Source organism: Caballeronia udeis (assembly GCF_001544555.2).
Lineage (GTDB): Bacteria > Pseudomonadota > Gammaproteobacteria > Burkholderiales > Burkholderiaceae > Caballeronia > Caballeronia udeis.
In genome coordinates, this window is sequence record NZ_FCOK02000054.1 from 16,953 (window position 1) to 33,587 (window position 16,635).

14 protein-coding genes are annotated in these 16,635 nt (G+C 59.3%); 3 read left to right on the forward strand and 11 right to left on the reverse strand.

Annotated elements, in window-relative coordinates; genetic code table 11:
- Positions 1 to 156 precede the first annotated feature (156 nt).
- The 6 genes from AWB69_RS30210 to AWB69_RS30235 all read right to left on the reverse strand — a co-directional run bounded on the left by AWB69_RS30210 (position 157) and on the right by AWB69_RS30235 (position 7,659).
- On the reverse strand, positions 157 to 2,193 hold the full coding sequence (locus AWB69_RS30210) for a hypothetical protein (RefSeq protein WP_062090498.1): 2,037 nt from the start codon (positions 2,191 to 2,193) through the stop codon (positions 157 to 159).
- 1,102 nt (positions 2,194 to 3,295) lie between these two features.
- Positions 3,296 to 4,102 carry an FRG domain-containing protein gene (locus AWB69_RS30215; protein ID WP_062090499.1) on the reverse strand — a complete coding sequence of 269 codons (807 nt, stop codon included), beginning with the start codon at positions 4,100 to 4,102 and terminating at the stop codon, positions 3,296 to 3,298.
- A 154-nt stretch (positions 4,103 to 4,256) separates the two neighbouring features.
- The gene (locus AWB69_RS30220) at positions 4,257 to 4,988 is read right to left on the reverse strand and encodes an ABC transporter permease (RefSeq protein ID WP_062090500.1); all 732 of its coding nucleotides are present in this window, start codon (positions 4,986 to 4,988) and stop codon (positions 4,257 to 4,259) included.
- Between the two features lie 37 nt (positions 4,989 to 5,025).
- Positions 5,026 to 5,775 (reverse strand): ABC transporter permease, encoded by a 750-nt coding sequence (locus AWB69_RS30225; RefSeq protein ID WP_062090501.1) that lies wholly within the window; start codon positions 5,773 to 5,775, stop codon positions 5,026 to 5,028.
- Positions 5,776 to 5,791: 16 nt separating this feature from the next.
- Positions 5,792 to 6,667: an ABC transporter ATP-binding protein gene (locus AWB69_RS30230; RefSeq protein WP_062090502.1), complete on the reverse strand. Its 876-nt coding sequence runs from the start codon at positions 6,665 to 6,667 to the stop codon at positions 5,792 to 5,794.
- On the reverse strand, positions 6,664 to 7,659 hold the full coding sequence (locus tag AWB69_RS30235) for an ABC transporter substrate-binding protein (RefSeq protein ID WP_062090503.1): 996 nt from the start codon (positions 7,657 to 7,659) through the stop codon (positions 6,664 to 6,666). The genes AWB69_RS30230 and AWB69_RS30235 overlap by 4 nt, the downstream gene beginning before the upstream one ends.
- A 517-nt stretch (positions 7,660 to 8,176) precedes the next feature.
- On the opposite strand from AWB69_RS30235, the gene AWB69_RS30240 reads away from it, so the two are divergent.
- From AWB69_RS30240 to AWB69_RS30250, 3 genes are all read left to right on the forward strand, one after another.
- Positions 8,177 to 10,231 (forward strand): M3 family metallopeptidase, encoded by a 2,055-nt coding sequence (locus tag AWB69_RS30240; RefSeq protein WP_062090534.1) that lies wholly within the window; start codon positions 8,177 to 8,179, stop codon positions 10,229 to 10,231.
- Positions 10,232 to 10,338: 107 nt separating this feature from the next.
- Entirely contained in the window at positions 10,339 to 10,983 is a 645-nt protein-coding gene (locus tag AWB69_RS30245; RefSeq protein WP_062090504.1) for an ankyrin repeat domain-containing protein, read from the forward strand.
- 142 nt (positions 10,984 to 11,125) lie between these two features.
- The gene (locus AWB69_RS30250) at positions 11,126 to 12,040 is read left to right on the forward strand and encodes a PhzF family phenazine biosynthesis protein (RefSeq protein ID WP_062090505.1); all 915 of its coding nucleotides are present in this window, start codon (positions 11,126 to 11,128) and stop codon (positions 12,038 to 12,040) included.
- Between the two features lie 93 nt (positions 12,041 to 12,133).
- Here AWB69_RS30250 and AWB69_RS30255 read toward each other — a convergent pair whose 3' ends face one another.
- The 5 genes from AWB69_RS30255 to gsiB all read right to left on the reverse strand — a co-directional run bounded on the left by AWB69_RS30255 (position 12,134) and on the right by gsiB (position 16,629).
- Entirely contained in the window at positions 12,134 to 12,967 is an 834-nt protein-coding gene (locus AWB69_RS30255; RefSeq protein WP_062090506.1) for a M55 family metallopeptidase, read from the reverse strand.
- Between the two features lie 19 nt (positions 12,968 to 12,986).
- Positions 12,987 to 13,109, reverse strand: coding sequence for a hypothetical protein (locus tag AWB69_RS50445; protein ID WP_269447503.1), 123 nt, complete (start codon positions 13,107 to 13,109; stop codon positions 12,987 to 12,989).
- Positions 13,106 to 14,014, reverse strand: a complete 909-nt coding sequence (gene gsiD / locus AWB69_RS30260; protein ID WP_062090507.1) for a glutathione ABC transporter permease GsiD — start codon at positions 14,012 to 14,014, stop codon at positions 13,106 to 13,108. Before gsiD ends, AWB69_RS50445 begins: the two co-directional genes overlap by 4 nt.
- Before the next feature lie 7 nt (positions 14,015 to 14,021).
- The gene (gene gsiC / locus AWB69_RS30265; RefSeq protein WP_062090535.1) at positions 14,022 to 14,942 is read right to left on the reverse strand and encodes a glutathione ABC transporter permease GsiC; all 921 of its coding nucleotides are present in this window, start codon (positions 14,940 to 14,942) and stop codon (positions 14,022 to 14,024) included.
- A 124-nt stretch (positions 14,943 to 15,066) separates the two neighbouring features.
- Entirely contained in the window at positions 15,067 to 16,629 is a 1,563-nt protein-coding gene (gene gsiB, locus AWB69_RS30270) for a glutathione ABC transporter substrate-binding protein GsiB (protein WP_062090508.1), read from the reverse strand.
- Positions 16,630 to 16,635: the final 6 nt, after the last annotated feature.

Below are 16,635 nucleotides of genomic sequence, written 5' to 3' on the forward strand. Positions count from 1 at the left end.
CAACTCCCAGATCGGATTCGTCAAGCGCACTGCCGGACACGCGCCCTTTCGCCAATGGCCGCTGCACGACAATGCCGCAGGATGCCCGATAGAACTGATCGGGCATCCTGCGCGTGTCTTGCCGCGCGAGCCTCAAACCTGACGCGCAGCGGCTAGTCAGTTCTGCAGCAGGCTCAGGTAATTGCCGCTCGGATAGGCAGTGTTCAGCCACGTCGCCAGCCGGTTCACCTGCACCTTGTCGATTCCCTCGCCTTGCATCAGAGGGATCTGGTTCCACGTCCAGGTGGGGAAGTTTTCGACCGTGCCGCCGGACAGCGTTCCGTGGACATAGCCGATCTCGCATAAGCTCCTCATGCTCCAGTAGCAGGTCGTTTCACCGGGTACAGCGTTCGGCTGGCCCTCACGTTGCCACGTGTTGATGCCGAAGCTTGTAGTCGTATCCATCCAGTTCGACAGGAATGCACCGACAATCGCCTGCTCCGTCGCGAGGCTGGTGCCTTTCCAAACGCCGGTCTGTCCGCCGTTCCACACATCCAGGGGGCTGGAATCCCGAATGGTCCAGCCACGGTCGACGTTGGTGACCCCTACGCCGTTATCCATTTCCTGGGCGCCCTTCAGGACATACAGGAAATTCCTGATCGGCTCGGGTCTGCCGCTGCTCTGATAGAGGTTGTTAAGCAGGCCATACGCATATTGCCAGTCGGTCGGCAAATGAACGTTGTGAGCTCCCGATCCAGGGTTCAGCAAAATCTGCAGGTAGTACCATTGATTTGCCTTCACGTAATGGGCAACGGGACTACCGAACATGCTGTTGGCAACCGGAAAATTCTGTATTTGCGGGGAGGCATTGAATATGAACCGCCAATATCCGCACCAGCCTCGTGCTTCAGCCTTGGGAGCTTGCTCCTCATTGACCCATGCGACCGGGCAATTGACTTCCAGGGAGTAGTCCTGGGCCAGTTCCCAGGACTTCACAAGCTGCCACTGCACCGTCCCATAGAGATTTTCTTGTTGAGGAATGGTATAGCTTCCTGACACCCCCGCATTGGGTGGGGCGAAGTTTTCGCCGAGCGCGACTCCCCAGTAATAGAGATCGTTGAAAATATCGCCCGTCTTGCCTTGCGCGTAAGGCGTCCCGCCCGTCGCAAGCTGCGTTTTCATATTGTATGTTCCGTTCCCCGTACCCTCACCCGCATATAACTTGTTCAAGTTGCTGTTGGTGAAATAGTCGCCCCACGCGTCCTTGGGATGAATGTGCGAAACCCAGTGATTCCAGTCTGGCAACTGAAAACCGATGGGTATTTCGCGAATGTTGATCTGACCTTTGGTCGCTATGGCGGCTTTATTTATCCCGCTCGGAAAGATCGCGGCAAGCGTGTCCAGGTCATTCTCGGATACCGCGTCAATTCCGGCGCCGCATGTCCAGTCGCTCACGGGAGCGCTGTCCAACCCCGGCCCCGGCTGATAAGGCGGGTTCCACGGTCTGCACTTGGGACCCGGCGTGGGGTACCGGTTCGCCAGGCTCCGGATATAGCTGGCGATTTGCAGACCCTGGTTTTGAGTCAACCCGTGATATTCGCTTCGCACAACAATCGAATTATTCGAAAAATTGAATTTGAACAAGTCACTGCCGCTGGCGGAATGACAGTCCATGCAGTGAGCCTTAAGTTGCTGACCCGCGTTGATTGGGGAATCTATCAACGTGGCGCTTTGCCACAGTGTCTGGCCTGCACTGATGTCACTGGCTCCGGGAAGTGGCGCAGTCCATTGGGTAGGATCGTCTTGAGTGAAAGCACTGGCCGGGATTAAATTTTGCCCGGAGCCATCCTGCAGGTTGAACGACAAAACCCTGTATCCGGAACTGACGCCATCCGTTGTGTTGAACCGGAAGTTAACCACGTTGCTGCCATTGACCGCACCGGAGACGGGCACATTCAAGCTGATTGTGTCGTAGCCCCCTCCTATGCCGCCGTACAATTTTGCATTGCCCAGCACCGTGACGTTCGCATTGGTCAGATCAATCCAGTTTCCGCCATTTATCTGAATGGACCCCTTAGCGTCGTACGACAGATTGTTGACCTGCATGGTCAGGACTTTAGCCGACGCGCCGTTTGGAACACTAAGCGTTGCACTGATGATCTTGCCGCTGCTGGCACTCATCACTTCCAGGGGCATGACAATGGCGCCCGGCATCGACGTGCTCGAACCGGCTGACGAGGTTTGAGCGGGCGTTGATGCCGCCGGGCTGCTAGCCGCCGACGCGGGACTGGATGACCCCGTTGCAGCGCCTGAGGAACTTGAAGCCGCGGCAGGGCTGCTTGCGCTGCTGGCCGGCGAGCTGGCGGCAGACGGACTACTTGCCGAGCCGGAAACGCCATTGGGTTGACCCGATGCGCTGGAGGCGTCGCTGCCCCCTCCGCCGCCTCCGCATGCGCTTAGAAACACGCTGGTGGTCACAAGAAACATCGAAACTTTATCGAGTTTTATCATTGTTCATTTCGGTGCGGAAAGATGAAAGCCCCCGCCTGTGCGGCGGGAGTCCAGCATTTTTAGATGCAGCGGGATTTCCGCAAAAGACCAGTCTTTGCGTGAAGACGGCCGCTGGAATCCATTAAATTGCTGTCGCGCAGCACTTGAAGAGTGTTGGTTATATTGTCTGATGAATAAGCTGATAAACACTTAATGATCGATTGAGGCGCACGTCGCCCCAAGCATATTTTCAGGTCGCTGGATTGGCGAAGCTCGATTAGTTGTGCCATTGGGCCGATGATCAGCGGGGAATTCTTGTTTTGCTTGGGAGCGCCAAGCATGGGGCATGTGTTCTCGTCTCCACGCTACGCATTGTTTGGGTTCAAACCACAACTGCAGCATGCTTACGCAACATCGTGTGAAACGTGTGAAAACGCAGATATTAAACGTCGCGCTCAGGCGCCCGCCGTGCGCGTGGCACTCACCATGCCGACGTGCCTCGCTTGCCGGCTGCTTCTACTCCAGGGCACTTTTCAGCGCACAGCCGGCGCGAGATACAGGTTGACCGGATCATAAATGGTATTAGCGAATTATCAAACAAATCATAATATCTATCGAAAAATATAATGTGCTCGGCTCAAACTTTAGAGCTACGACGCGGGCGGTTAATGGCGTTCCCGCAGTCGTTCACAATGCATTGCAAGGATGCAATATTACGAAATGCTTTCTATATTAATCGTTCGGTTTTATCTATCGGGCAGAACGTCAGAGCGCGCGCGTTGAGACGAAAGTGCCACCCCGGCATTCCCGTGAGCCCACGAGTAATTTAAGGAGGATTCCTGACAGTGTGCTGTCGCGCGATTGCAGGCCATACGATCTCCAGTTCAAGCGCAATTGAACGCGCGAGTCCTTCAAGGTCCGGGAACAGCGATGCGTTCGTGATGTTCATCCTGTAGAGCGAACGCATGGCTTCGTCCCGTAGATCCGACGGCAACACGATCTTGCGCAGCAGTTCGTCACTGCAGGTGTATTGATCGAGGATCATGTCCAGCGGCTGGCGCAACAGGCCGGGCAACACAAAGGTGCCTGCTTGCGCAATCAGCCGCTGATCCATTTCGGCGGGCTCCCCGAACCACATCACCGGGTTTTCGTCGCTGAGATAAAACTTTTCGAAGTTCCCGGCCAGACGCGGGTCGATCATCTCGCGCACCAGATGCGGCGCCGAAACGGGAACGGCGCGATCCGTCCACAGTGCCGGCGTATTGACTGCAAAAACAGCGGCGTTGGACACCGCTCGCTCAAGCGCAAAGAACGCGGCAACAAAGGGCGACTTGGTGAAATCGAGCAGCCTGGTTGGTGCGCCGTGATGCTGCATCAAGCCAAGGCAACGCAGGTCGTCGGACAGCGCGCGAACATCGGAAAGATAGTTGTGCGCCTTGCGCCTGAAGATGCGAATGGCGCGCTGTTCCTGAATGCGCCACGCCGAGCGGTCCGGAACGAACGCGGACAGGTAGCGCGATAACGAGCTTTGCAATTGCCATCGGGCGTCTTGCTGACCCCGAAACGCCCAACCATCGAGTTCAATGGTCAGGTCCATGAACTCTTGCCAACTCGACACAATGATAGTTTGCATCGTCACTTATCCAGAGTAGCACTCGCTGTTTCGTGCCCGATCACCTGTTCCGGGCGCGGCATAAACAGTCGAGTGGAAAACGCAAAGCGTGGGTCCCGTCGGGAGGACCTTGTACATCATGGTCAACCTCAATGATGACGATGAATCATGACAGTTAACCATGATGCAGACGGCGGTTCGCCATCAACAGCAGGCCGTTGCACAGCAGCGCAAACAAGGTAAGGAACAACGCGACGGCCATGATGGTGCGAATATCGCCAAGGTTCATTGCGCTGGTGAGCATGTAGCCAAGCCCACGCTGTGACGCGAACATTTCACCAATCAGCACACCCAGCAGCGTCAGGGAGAATCCCAGGCGCAGTCCCGAGACAATCTCGGGGAACACAGCGGGCAGCACCACATGCAGGATCGTTCGATGCAGCGGCAGGCGCATTGTCCGCGACGTGCGCAGATACACCGGCCGCATCTGGCGGATCGCATTCATGGTGAACATCAAAATGGGGATCAATCCGTGCATGACGCCGAACGCGACCTTGGCCGACAGTCCAAGACCAAACACGAGTAGCACCAGCGGGTAAAGCGTCACTTTCGGCAGCGAATAGAGGTTCAGCAAAATCGGCTCGGCGACAACGCCGGACATGCGGTTCACGCCGAGCACCACACCCAGCAGAATGCCTCCCGCGAGCGCAATAATGAGCGCCAGCCCAAGCGCCTTTGCGGTCTCGCTTGCATTGGACCAGAAGGCTTGAGTGCCAAGCATATGCGCGAGTTCGGTCAGCGTCGACCAGGGCGAGGACAGCGAACCGTCCCCAACCGTCAGATGCAGCACTTGCCAGCAAGCAACAATGACCACTGCAACAATCAACGGGTCGTAGGTATGTTTCATGGGCGCTCCGGCGGATGGCATGAGGCGTGAGGTTTGATTAGCGCTGACGGCGGGACTGGAACCGGTGATCGATGCGATTCAGCACCATGTTCACCAGGGTCACGGTAATCAGGATCAGCAACATCAGCGAGTACATGTCGTCGTTCTGGAAGTTGTTATAGGCGTAGCCGATCGCATACCCAACGCCCGATCCGGACAAGATGAATTCAGACGCAATCACGCCGATGAACGAATACGCCACCGCCAGCTTTACCCCCGTGAAAAGATACGGGAGCGCGGCGGGCAGTTTGATGAAAAAAGCCGAGCGCCATGCCGGCAGGCGCATGACCAGCCCGCTTTTGTGAAGCGCACGGGGAATGCGATCGAGGCCGTCAAGGGTCGCGGTAATCATGGTCACCACGGCGAGCAATACCGCGATGGCGATGATCGGCAGCGGGCCCACGCCCAGCACCACGATGAACACCGGATAAAATATGAACGTAGGCACCGCGTAGTAGCTGGACAACAGGGGCTCAAGCGCCCGACGCATCCGCGGTAACGCATGAATACTCAAACCGGCAACAAAGCCCAGCAGTACCGAGACGACTGATGCCGTCACGATCTCCAGGAGGCTGATCCCTATGTCGTGATTGAACTTGCCTGCGCGCAGCAACTCGACACCGTGCGTCACCATTGCCGAAGGGGCCAGCAGCACGCTCGCCGGGATGACGCCCAGGCGGCATAGCACTTCGATCAGCGCGATGAAGCTGATGACCACCACCGCCCGCAAAATGTTCTCGGTCTTCACGTTGAGTTCCGGTTGGTTAGTGCGCGGCGGCGGCCGTGCCCATCACCTTCATAGATTCAACGCGCAGCTTTTCCCACAACCGTGCGTTGACTTCGCCAAAACGCGGCGTTGAGACAATGCGGCTGTCGCGCGACCGGTTCCAACCCGTTTCCACAACGTCGATAAACAAACCGGGGCGTGCCGACATCACGCCGACACGATCGGACAGCATCGCGGCTTCGTCGAGCGCGTGCGTAATCAGCAGAACGGTGGCGGAAGTCTCGCGCCACAGCCGCAGCAATTCGTCTCCCATGAGCAGCCGCGTTTGCTGGTCGAGTGCGCCAAAGGGTTCATCGAGCAGGATCAGTCTCGGTTGCGTTACAAGCGTACGGGCGATGCACACGCGCTGGCGCATGCCCCCCGACAATTGCGCCGGATAAGCGCCCGCGAAATCCTTCAGGCCCATGAAGCCCATCGCGTAGTCGGTCCTGCGCTTGATTTCGGCGCCGTCCATGCCCGCCATGCGTAACCCGAACGAAATGTTGTCGCGCACATTCAGCCAGGGGAACGACGCGTCTTCCTGAAAGACGACGCCCACGCCATCCGGTACGCCCTTGACCGGGCGTCCCTCGAACATGACGGTTCCGCTGCTCGGTTCGGACAGGCCCGCGAGTGCGTCGAGCAAGGTGGACTTGCCGCAGCCCGAGGGCCCGACCACCGAGAAGAATTCACCCTTTATCAGGGTCAGGTCGATCGGGCCCAGCGCATGAAAAAGTTCCTTGGAACCATTCTTCGTGAAATGCCGCGTAACGCCGGTGAGCGTCGCATGCACCTCCTCAGGCGTCTGCGATGGCAACGTGTCCAGGACCCTGAGTGGCGCCGACCGGTTCAAGGATGTGTTCGCCGCGGTCATAGTTTTCCTTTGGCCTTCAAGTCTGCGGGAAGGAAACTTGTGTCAACAAGCTTGGGCCAATCCACGTTACCGTTGAGTTCGCCGATCAGCTTGAGACCGTCTGTCATGCGATCGAGTTCTGTACGATCGAACTCGCCGGTGCTCCACATGTGCGACTTGACCATGTTGTCCACTGCTGTCTTTGCCACTTCAGGCGTCAGTTTGAAACTCTCCTGCAGCAATGCTGCCGCGGCGGCTGGATTGGCGTAGGTCGCATCGACACCCGCGCGCCGTCCGGCGATGATCGCACGCAAGGTATCAGGATGTTCTTTTGCAAACTCGCGGGTAGTGATGCCAACCGAGGTGGTCATGGGCTGGAGGATATCGCCGGCGCGATAGACCGTGCGGTACTTAGTGTTGCGAATGATTGAAAGAGGTTCGATCAATACGGCTCCTGACACGCCACCCTGCTCCAGCAGCGTCAAGCCGTTGACATACCCGCCCGATGCGATCCGCGTGACCTTGCTCGCGTCTATGCCCTTTTCCTTGAGGACCATCAGCAGCAACATTTCAGATACCCCTTTCGGCGATGTAATGGCGACCTTCTTGCCGGCGAGGTCGCCTACATTTTTGACGTCGGAGTTGGGCATGGTCACCATCGAGGCCTCGGCGACACTGCGTGTCCCCACATTCACGATAACGAGGTCGAGTCCCTGGCGCTGAGCCGCGAGCGCCGCCGAAACAGCCACTTCGCCGTAGGGTGTCTTACTGGCGAGAATATTGCGAACGGTCGTGCCTCCGCCGCCGGAGCTGAGGATGCCGGTGATGTCGACGCCCGCCTTCTTGAAGAGTCCGTCATGCATGGCGACTGCATACGGAAGCCCATATAAACTGCTGCCCCATTGCGTTACCGAGATTTCATCAGCATGCGCGACGTTGAATCGCCCGGGAGCGGCTGCGAGGAGCAGTGACACACTAAACGACGTGACCGCACGCGTGATGAATGACTTCATTGGTTACTCCGGACCAGGATAGAGAGAGGATCAATTGCTTTAGATTACACAGTCAAAAAGAGCGTACACCTGTTATTTTCATTTCTCATGCGTGAAGCATGCCGGGTGATATCGCCCGGTGCACCCCTTTGAAACCAGGCTTCGTTTCAATATTCACTTGGCATTCTTCAGTTTACTGAATCAAAAAAATACACGAACAAACTGGCCGCGAAAACCGCAGGATAAATAGCGTACACAACGCAATTATCTTGACGGCGCCGGCCTCCCGGCAATGGTGCAACGGAGCATTAGAATGCAGCACGAGGTGATTGGCAACCCGATAACGGTTCCTGAAGCAGATTCTCGCTGAGCATCCCAGGTGAACATGAATGATGCCCCACGGTCAATCATCCAACTTTTGAAGCAGGCGTGCAGCCTGGGCCTCCAAAGCGCCGGGCTGACCGCGCCGAAAACGTTCATCGGCAATGTCATATCATGTTCACTTCCCGACCATCCCTACCGCGCGAGGCGGATCGACATGACCGACAACGGTAACCCGCTGCTACAGGACTGGCACACGCCGTATCAGTTGCCGCCGTTCCAGCAGCTCCGGTGCGAACACTTCGCGCCCGCCTTCGCGGTGCTCTTCGAGCGGCATCTGGCGGAAATCGATGCACTGGCTGAAAACCCGGCCGCGCCGACATTCGACAATACCGTAGCCGCGTTCGATGCAGCCGGCGCCCGGCTTGATCGTGTCAGGCTGACGTTCGAAAACCTGTGCTCCTCCGAGTCGCCACCCGCGTTGCAGGCGGTGCAGCGCGAAATGGCGCCGCTGCTGGCGGCCTACGACAGCAAGGTGGCGATGCACGCCGGTTTCTTTGCCAGGCTCGACGCTGTCCACCAGCAAGCCGACATGCTGGATCTCAGCGAGGAGCAGCAGCGCTTGCTGCAACGCCTGCATACTGATTTCGTTCGTACGGGCGCCACGTTGCAAGGGGCTGCACGCGAGCGTTTCGCGGCCATCGCCACGCGGCTTGCTGAGCTGCAGACGCAGTTCGCGCAGAACATACTCGCCGACGAATCCACCTACCAGTTGCCGCTGGTCTCCGAAGCGGACTTGGGCGGCTTGCCCGATTTTCTGCGTGAGTCGGCACAGAGCGCCGCCAGGGAACGCGGTGTGGAGGGCTACGTGATCACGCTTTCGCGTTCGCTGGTGCAGCCCTTCCTCACATGGTCGACCCGTCGGGATCTGCGCGAGACCGCATGGCGCGCGTGGACCAGCCGTGGAGAAAACCCGGCACGCGACAACCGGCCGCTCGCTCGCGAAATACTGATGCTGCGGCAGGAGCAGGCGCGTTTGTTAGGCTACGAGAACTTCGCCGACTACGCACTCGCCGATCGCATGGCCGGCAACGCCTCCGCGGTTCACGCACTGCTTAGCCAGGTATGGGAGCCGGCGAAGGCCAGCGCCGGGCAGGAGCGGCAGGCGTTGGCGGAGCAAGCTGCCGTACTGGGTGAACCCACATCGATCGAACCTTGGGACTGGTATTACCTGGCCGAAAAAGTACGGGTCGCCCGCTATGCACTCGACGATGCACAAGTGAAACCGTACTTCAGCCTGGACGCGATGCTGGCCGCCATGTTCGATTGCGCGGGACGCTTGTTTGGTTTGCAGTTTGTCGAGCAAACCAGCGAGCAAACCGGCGTGCCGCTGTATCACCCGGACGTTCGCCTGTGGGAGGTGCGCCGCGGTGGTGAACAGGTGGGTATCTTCCTCGGCGACAACTATGCCCGGCCCAACAAACAGGGCGGCGCGTGGATGCACATCTATCGCAGGCAAACACGCAATGGCGGCAAGGTGACGCCGATCGTGGTGAACAACAACAATTTTGCCCGCACTGACAACGGTCCGACGCTGCTCAGTTTCGACGACGTGCGCACGCTGTTTCATGAATTCGGCCACGGCCTGCATGGCTTGCTCTCTGATGTGAACTACGGCCGTCTGTCGGGTACCAACGTCCCGCAAGACTATGTGGAGCTCCCTTCGCAGTTGATGGAGAACTGGGCCACCGTGCCGGAAGTGCTTGCGAAGCATGCCCTTCACGTGACGACTGGCGAGCCTATTCCGGCTGAACTGATCGAGCGGATAAGGGCCTCACAGACCTTCAACCAGGGGTTTGAGACGGTGGCCTACACGTCGTCGGCTTTGATCGATATGGCGCTGCATCTGCAGAGGGAACCTGCGGGTATCGACATCGCCCGCTTCGAGGCGACGGAGCGGGAGCGTATCGGCGTACCGCGCGAGGTGGGCATGCGCCACCGGTTGCCCCACTTCGGCCATATCTTCAGCGGCGCTTATTACGCGGCCGGGTATTACGTCTACATGTGGGCCGAGGTCCTCGAAGCCGACGCATTCGATGCATTCGAAGAAGCCGGCAACGCATTCGATTCCGCGCTGGCAGACAAACTGCAGCGGTATGTGTACAGCGCAGGCGACAGCCGCGAACAACGCTCGGCGTTCCAGGCATTTCGCGGACGTGATCCGCGCGCCCAGCCGATGTTGCGCAAACGGGGTTTGCTGCGGGAGGAATGAAGGCTTCGTAAAGAGTAGCGAGGATCACGACCGGGGTCACGACTCGAGTCACTTCTGCTGGAAATACAGCGCGTCATGTTTGCGCCAGTCGCATACGGGATTCGGAGATGGCCAAGCCTTCCAGAACATCACTGTTTACCGCTGCCAGCCTGTGGGACGCCGCTTCGATCGAAGCGGCGCTGGCCTCGGCGCCGGAGTTGGCCGGGGTCACCGATCCGCAGGGACGTACCGCCCTGCATCGTGCTTGCGCGGTCAAGCCTGGGAGTAGTCCCCAACTCCGCGAACCGAACGGGATCAGCACCGTGACCACCCTTCTCGAAGCCGGTGCGGAGCTTGAACGCGAAGTGCCCATGAACGAGGACGAAGGGGATTTTCGGGCAACGCCGCTATGGTATGCAGTCGCCCGAGGGGAGAACCTGCCTCTGGTCAAATTCCTTTTGCAACGCGGCGCGAACGCCAGCTATTCACTTTGGGCGGCAGTATGGCGCGACGACGATGTTCTATGTCGCGCGCTTCTCAAATCCCAGCCTGATCTCAATCTCAGAGCGCATGGTGAGACACCCATTTTCTATGCCGCCCGGCTTAAGCGGCTCAAGACACTCGACCTCCTCATCAAAGCGGGCGCGAACCCGGCTATAGCGGATTCCGCGGGCCGCGATGCGGTGGACATCGCGCGGGCAAGGCGCCTGCCCAAAGAGATCATTGACCGGCTGGAGTGTCTCAAGAGCAGCATGCAAGGCAGTCGCGCATGAGCGCATTGAATTGGCGCTACTGGCCCGATTCATCATTGCGTATCTGTACAGGGCGCGTTGACCGTTCATCGCGTAACAATGGGGGTCGCCGTTGGTGAGTTTAATCGAGCTCAATCAAGCTTAACGAACCCAGGGAGTAATCATGAACCGGCGCTATGTCACGGCAGATGTATTCACGGACGAAAAATTCAAGGGCAATCCGATTGCTGTCGTGCTGGACGCCGAGGGCTTGTCGACGAATCAGATGCAGGCGATTACGGCCGAATTCGGGTATAGCGAAACAACCTTTGTCTTGCCGCCTCGCGATCCCGCCAACACTGCCTGGGTAAGAATCTTTACGCCAAGCCGCGAGATTCCATTCGCGGGGCACCCGAACATCGGTACGGCATTTGTCCTGGCCGCAAGAGCGGTATCGGGTCCAACACCTCTACCCGATCAACTCGTGTTTGAGGAGGCAGCGGGCCTGGTGCCGGTCACTCAACTGAAAGAGGACGGGAAGCTGGTCGGAGCGGAACTCGTTGCGCCGGAGCCGCTAACCCGGCTGTCGCACGTGCCGCAAGACCGTGTAGCAGCCTGTCTTTCACTCGACCCCGCCGATATCCTGGTCGACGCTCACCTGCCTCAAGTGGCCTCGGTCGGCCTCCCGTTCGTCATTGCCGAGCTTAGGTCCCGGGACGCACTCCGCAGATGTACGCCTGACCTGGGCGCTTACAAAAGGGTGTTGCCAATCGACGGGGCGGTGTCTATCTACGCCTATACGCGCGATGCAGGCCAGGACGTGACCAACGCCGACTGCGATCTGCAAGCCCGTATGTTCACGCCACGCATGACCGAAGACCCGGCAACGGGCAGTGCGACAGGGGCCATGGCCGCACTCGTTGCCCAGGTCCGGGGCGTGTCGAACCTGGTGCTGCGCGTGGGTCAAGGGGTAGACATGGGGCGGCCGAGCGTCTTGATCGCCAGTGTGGATACGCACCACGGCAAGACAAGGATCCGGATTGGCGGCAAATGTGTCAGCGTAATGGAAGGATCGTTTCGCCTCGCCTCTTCGGATTAGGCGGACCAGGCGGACCAGGCGGACGCGCCGCCGAGGCGTGCAGTCAGTACCACATGGACCGCCCCGTAACGCCCTGCGTGAGACTCCGAGCACTCATCTCAGCATGAACGACATCGCCGACAGGCAGTTCAACATCCGCACCACATGTTCGGCGGACGCTGCGTTAAAGCGCAGCGTCACGCCATCCATCCGCGTAAGCGACGGCCACTGGCAAAACAGATCGGCAAGCGCGGTAGTCTGCACACGCAGCTCGCATTCAACCGGTGCGGGTAACACACGGTCGGAGTCGCGGATTGCGCCGGCCGCGACGTGACGTTCAACCACCGCACGTGCCGCGCGCTCGATCGCCACGCACGCGCTTTCCGGCGTCTGTGTCATGCCGCTCGCGTGACCGGTCGCGTTCTTGGTAATGACGAAGCTTGCGTCGGGAAATTGCGCTCGCGTTTCCTCGGCGAAAATATCGTCGCCCGAAAGCAGCGCGACCTTCGCACCGTATTCCGCCGCCAGCGCGCCATACAACCCTGCTTCACCGGTCTCTACGCCGTTCAGCAACACCCGCGCAAACGCGAAGCTGTTGATGGTGTGCGCGAGAATGCCGCGGCTCTGCGACATCGCGTGGTATCCGATCATGAATACGAGTTCGGCTCCGTATTCCAGCCCCGCCATCATGCCAAGCGTCCGGGGCTTGCCGAGCACGGCCTGCGCCCGGGCATCCAGCAGATCCGGCAGCAGGTTGCGGAAGCCGCCATGCGAATCGTTGACCCGGACCTGGGTTGCGCCGCCGGCAAATGCCCCTTGTATAGCGGCGTTGGCTTCAAGCGTCATCCAGCGGCGGGCGCGTTCATATTCGCCATTGCCCGCACGCGTTTGCTCGGGATGGAACACACCGGCAATGCCTTCTATATCGACTGAAATCAGGACGTTCATCGGGAAAATTTAGACCAGGTCAGATCAACAGCCGCGCGAGATCGGGCGCGGCGTCGAGTAATGAAAGACGTCGATGGCCGTCGCGGCCCGCACGGCAATACGCCCCAATAGAGGGCCGGCGTGCGAGGAGCATATCGCTCATTGCCGGTCGAGCTTTGGATCGAGCGCGTCACGCAAGCCGTCGCCGAGCAGGTTGAACGCAAGCACGGTCACGAAAATGGCGAGGCTCGGAAACAACGCGATATGCGGCGCCGTCACCATGTCTGCGCGTGCCTCGTTGAGCATTGCGCCCCACTCCGGCGTAGGCGGTTGTGCGCCAAGACCGAGGAACGACAGGCTCGCTGCGGTGATGATCGAGGTACCAATGCGCATCGTGAAATACACGACGATCGACGATATGGTTCCCGGCAGGATATGCCGCATGATGATGGTCCAGTCCGACGCGCCTATGCTTCGCGCTGCTTCAATATAGGTCAGTTGCTTGAGCATCAGTGTATTGCCGCGCACGAGCCGCGCGAACGCCGGAATGCTGAAGATGGACACCGCGCAGATCACGTTGACCATGCCGTTGCCAAGAATGGCCACCACGCCGATCGCGAGCAGGATGCCCGGAAATGCAAACAGGACATCCGCCACGCGCATGGTGATGCGATCCCACCAGCCTTCGTAGTAACCGGCAAGCAGTCCGAAGAACGTACCGATCGCTGCACCGATGGCAACCGAAAGGAAACCCGCTGAAAGCGAGATGCGCGTACCCGACAAGATCCGGCTGAAAATGTCCCGGCCCAGCGAGTCGACACCAAACCAGTGTGCCATCGATGGCCCCGCGTTCAGCGCGTCGTAGTCGAAATAGTTTTCCGGATCATACGGAACAATGTGCGGCGCAACGATCGCCGCCACCACGAGCAGCAGCACCAGCACGCCCGCCGCAAGCGCCACATGTTGCTTACGGAACTTGCGCCAGAACTCGCCCCAAGGCGTGCGGATCGCGCTGTCCGCCTGCGTTCTCGGCGCCACGATATTCGCCTCACTGCCTGTCGTGCTCATGCTGACCTCACTTGAAACGGATGGTCGGATTGATGACGGCATACAGCACGTCGACAACCAGATTGATGACAATGAACTCAAGCGAAAACAGCAGCACCTCCGCCTGGATCACGGGATAGTCGCGCATGGCAACGGCATCGACCAGCAGGCGCCCGAGTCCCGGCCAGTTGAATACGACCTCGACCACAATGGAACCGCCGAGCAGGAAACCGAACTGCAGCCCCATCATGGTGACGACCGGAATCATTGCGTTGCGCAGGCTGTGCTTCACGATCACCAGCCACTCCGGCACGCCTTTGGCGCGCGCGGTGCGCACGAAATCCTCATGCATCACTTCGACGAAAGACGCTCGCGTGAAGCGCGCCATGACTGCTGCGACCGCTGCGCCCAGCGTCAGCGAAGGCAGCACGTAGCTTTGCCATGAACCGTCACCGACCACCGGCAGCCAGCCCAGTTTCACCGAGAAGATTTCCATCAGCAGCATGCCGAGCGCGAACGCCGGAAACGAGATGCCCGACACCGCCAGCGTCATGCCGAGACGGTCAGGCCATCGATTACGCCACACCGCCGACGTTATCCCCACGGCCATTCCAAAGATTACTGCCCACACCATGCTCACCAGCGTCAGCAGCAGGGTCGGCATGAACCGCTCACCGATCTCGGCGCTGACAGGCCGCTTGCTGCGTGTCGAGACGCCAAAATCGCCATGCGCAATGCGCCAGAAAAATTGCACGAATTGCTGCGGCAACGGCTTGTCGAGACCGAGGTCACTGCGTACCAGGGCGACGGTGGCGTCGTCGGCTTCGGGACCGGCGGCAAGACGCGCCGGGTCCCCCGGCAACAGATGCACGAATAGAAACACCAGCACGGCGACGATAAAAAGCGTCGGCAGCAGGCCCAGCAGACGTTTGGCGAGAAAGTTCAGCATGACGGCGATCCGGCTGTGATGCAGCCGCAGTGGCAGGATGTTGCCGGCCACTGCGCACAACAGCAAAAAGAATACGGAGGAGTCCGGCACAACTAGAAAAACTACCGGACCCGGGCAAACAACCTTACTTGATCGCGATCTCGTCGAAGTTGAACGAACCGTCCGGCGCTACATAGGCCCCCGACAGACGTTTGCTGCGCGCATAGAGCAGCTTTTCCTGGACCAGGAAGATCCACGGCGCGTCGGCCCAGATGCGCTTTTGCGCGTCCGCGTACAGCGCCGTTTTCTGCGCGCGGTCGGGAGTCTCGAGCGCCTTCGACAGGTCGGTGTCGACTGCGTCGTTCTTGTAGTAAGCGGTATTCGTAAGCTTCGGCGGCATTGAAACCGAGGCCAGCAGCGGCGAGATCGCCCAGTCGGCTTCACCGGTCGACGACGACCAGCCGGCGTAATACATCCTAACGGGCGCGGTTGCCGGGTCCGGTGCACTCTCGACCTTCGCCACACGCTGCCCTGCTTCGAGTGCTTCCACTTGCACCTTCACGCCGACCTGCGCGAGTTGCTGCTGCACGAATTGAATGACCTTCTGCGAGGTCGAGTTGTTATACGCCGACCAGAGGGTGGACTCGAAACCGTCCGGATAACCGGCCTCTTTCAGCAGGGCGCGCGCCTTGGCGGGATCGTACGGCCAAGGTCCGGTTTTCGTTGCGTAATCCACGCCTTGGGGCACGACACCATCGGCCGGCGTGGCGTAGCCGGAGAACGCAACCTTCGTGAGCGCGTCCTTGTTCACCGCGTAGTTCAGCGCTTCGCGGACCTTCGGGTTATCGAACGGTTTTTTCATCACGTTCAGGCTGATATAACGCACGATGATCGACGGTCCCGCGAACAGGTCGACCTTGGGGTCGGCCTTGAGCATGGCAGCCTGTTCATAGGGCACCTGAAAGGCGAAGTCGGCTTCGCCGGTGCGCATCAGCGCGGAACGCGTGTTGTTGTCGACAACAGGCTTCCAGTCGATCGCATCAATTTTCGGATACCCCGTCTTCCAATAGCCGGTGAACTTCTTCACCGTCAGGTCGCCCGCCGGGTCCCATTTCACGAATTCGAACGGACCTGTACCGACCGGATGAAAGCCGATGTCCTTGCCCCATTTCGTCATGGCAGCCGGCGAGATCATGACCGCAGACGGATGCGCGAGCACGTTGATGAACGCCGAGAACGGCGTCTTGAGCGTGATCCTGACCGTGTACGGATCGATCACCTCGGTTTTATCGATGCGGTTGAACAGGTTGTAGCGCTTGAGCTTGTTCGCCGGATCGGTCACCCGGTCGAAGTTGGCCTTCACCGCCGCCGCGTTGAAGTCGGTGCCGTCCTGGAACTTGACGCCCTGGCGCAGCTTGAATGTATAGACCCTTGCATCGGGACTGGCTTCGTAGCTGGTCGCGAGCACGTTGATGAGTTTCATATCCTTGTCAAAACCGAACAGGCCTTGATAGAACGACTTCGCGGCGGCTTGCGAGAGCGTGTCGTTGGCGTCGTAGGGGTCGAGACTTGTAAAGGTCGATGCAACGGCCATCACGGCGGTTTGTTCGGCGTGCGCCGCCCCGCTCGCGAGCATGGCGAAGACTGCCGCGCTGCCGGCCAGCAACGCGCGCAAACGAAACGGAGAAGACGGGACATGCGAGTTCATAGGGGT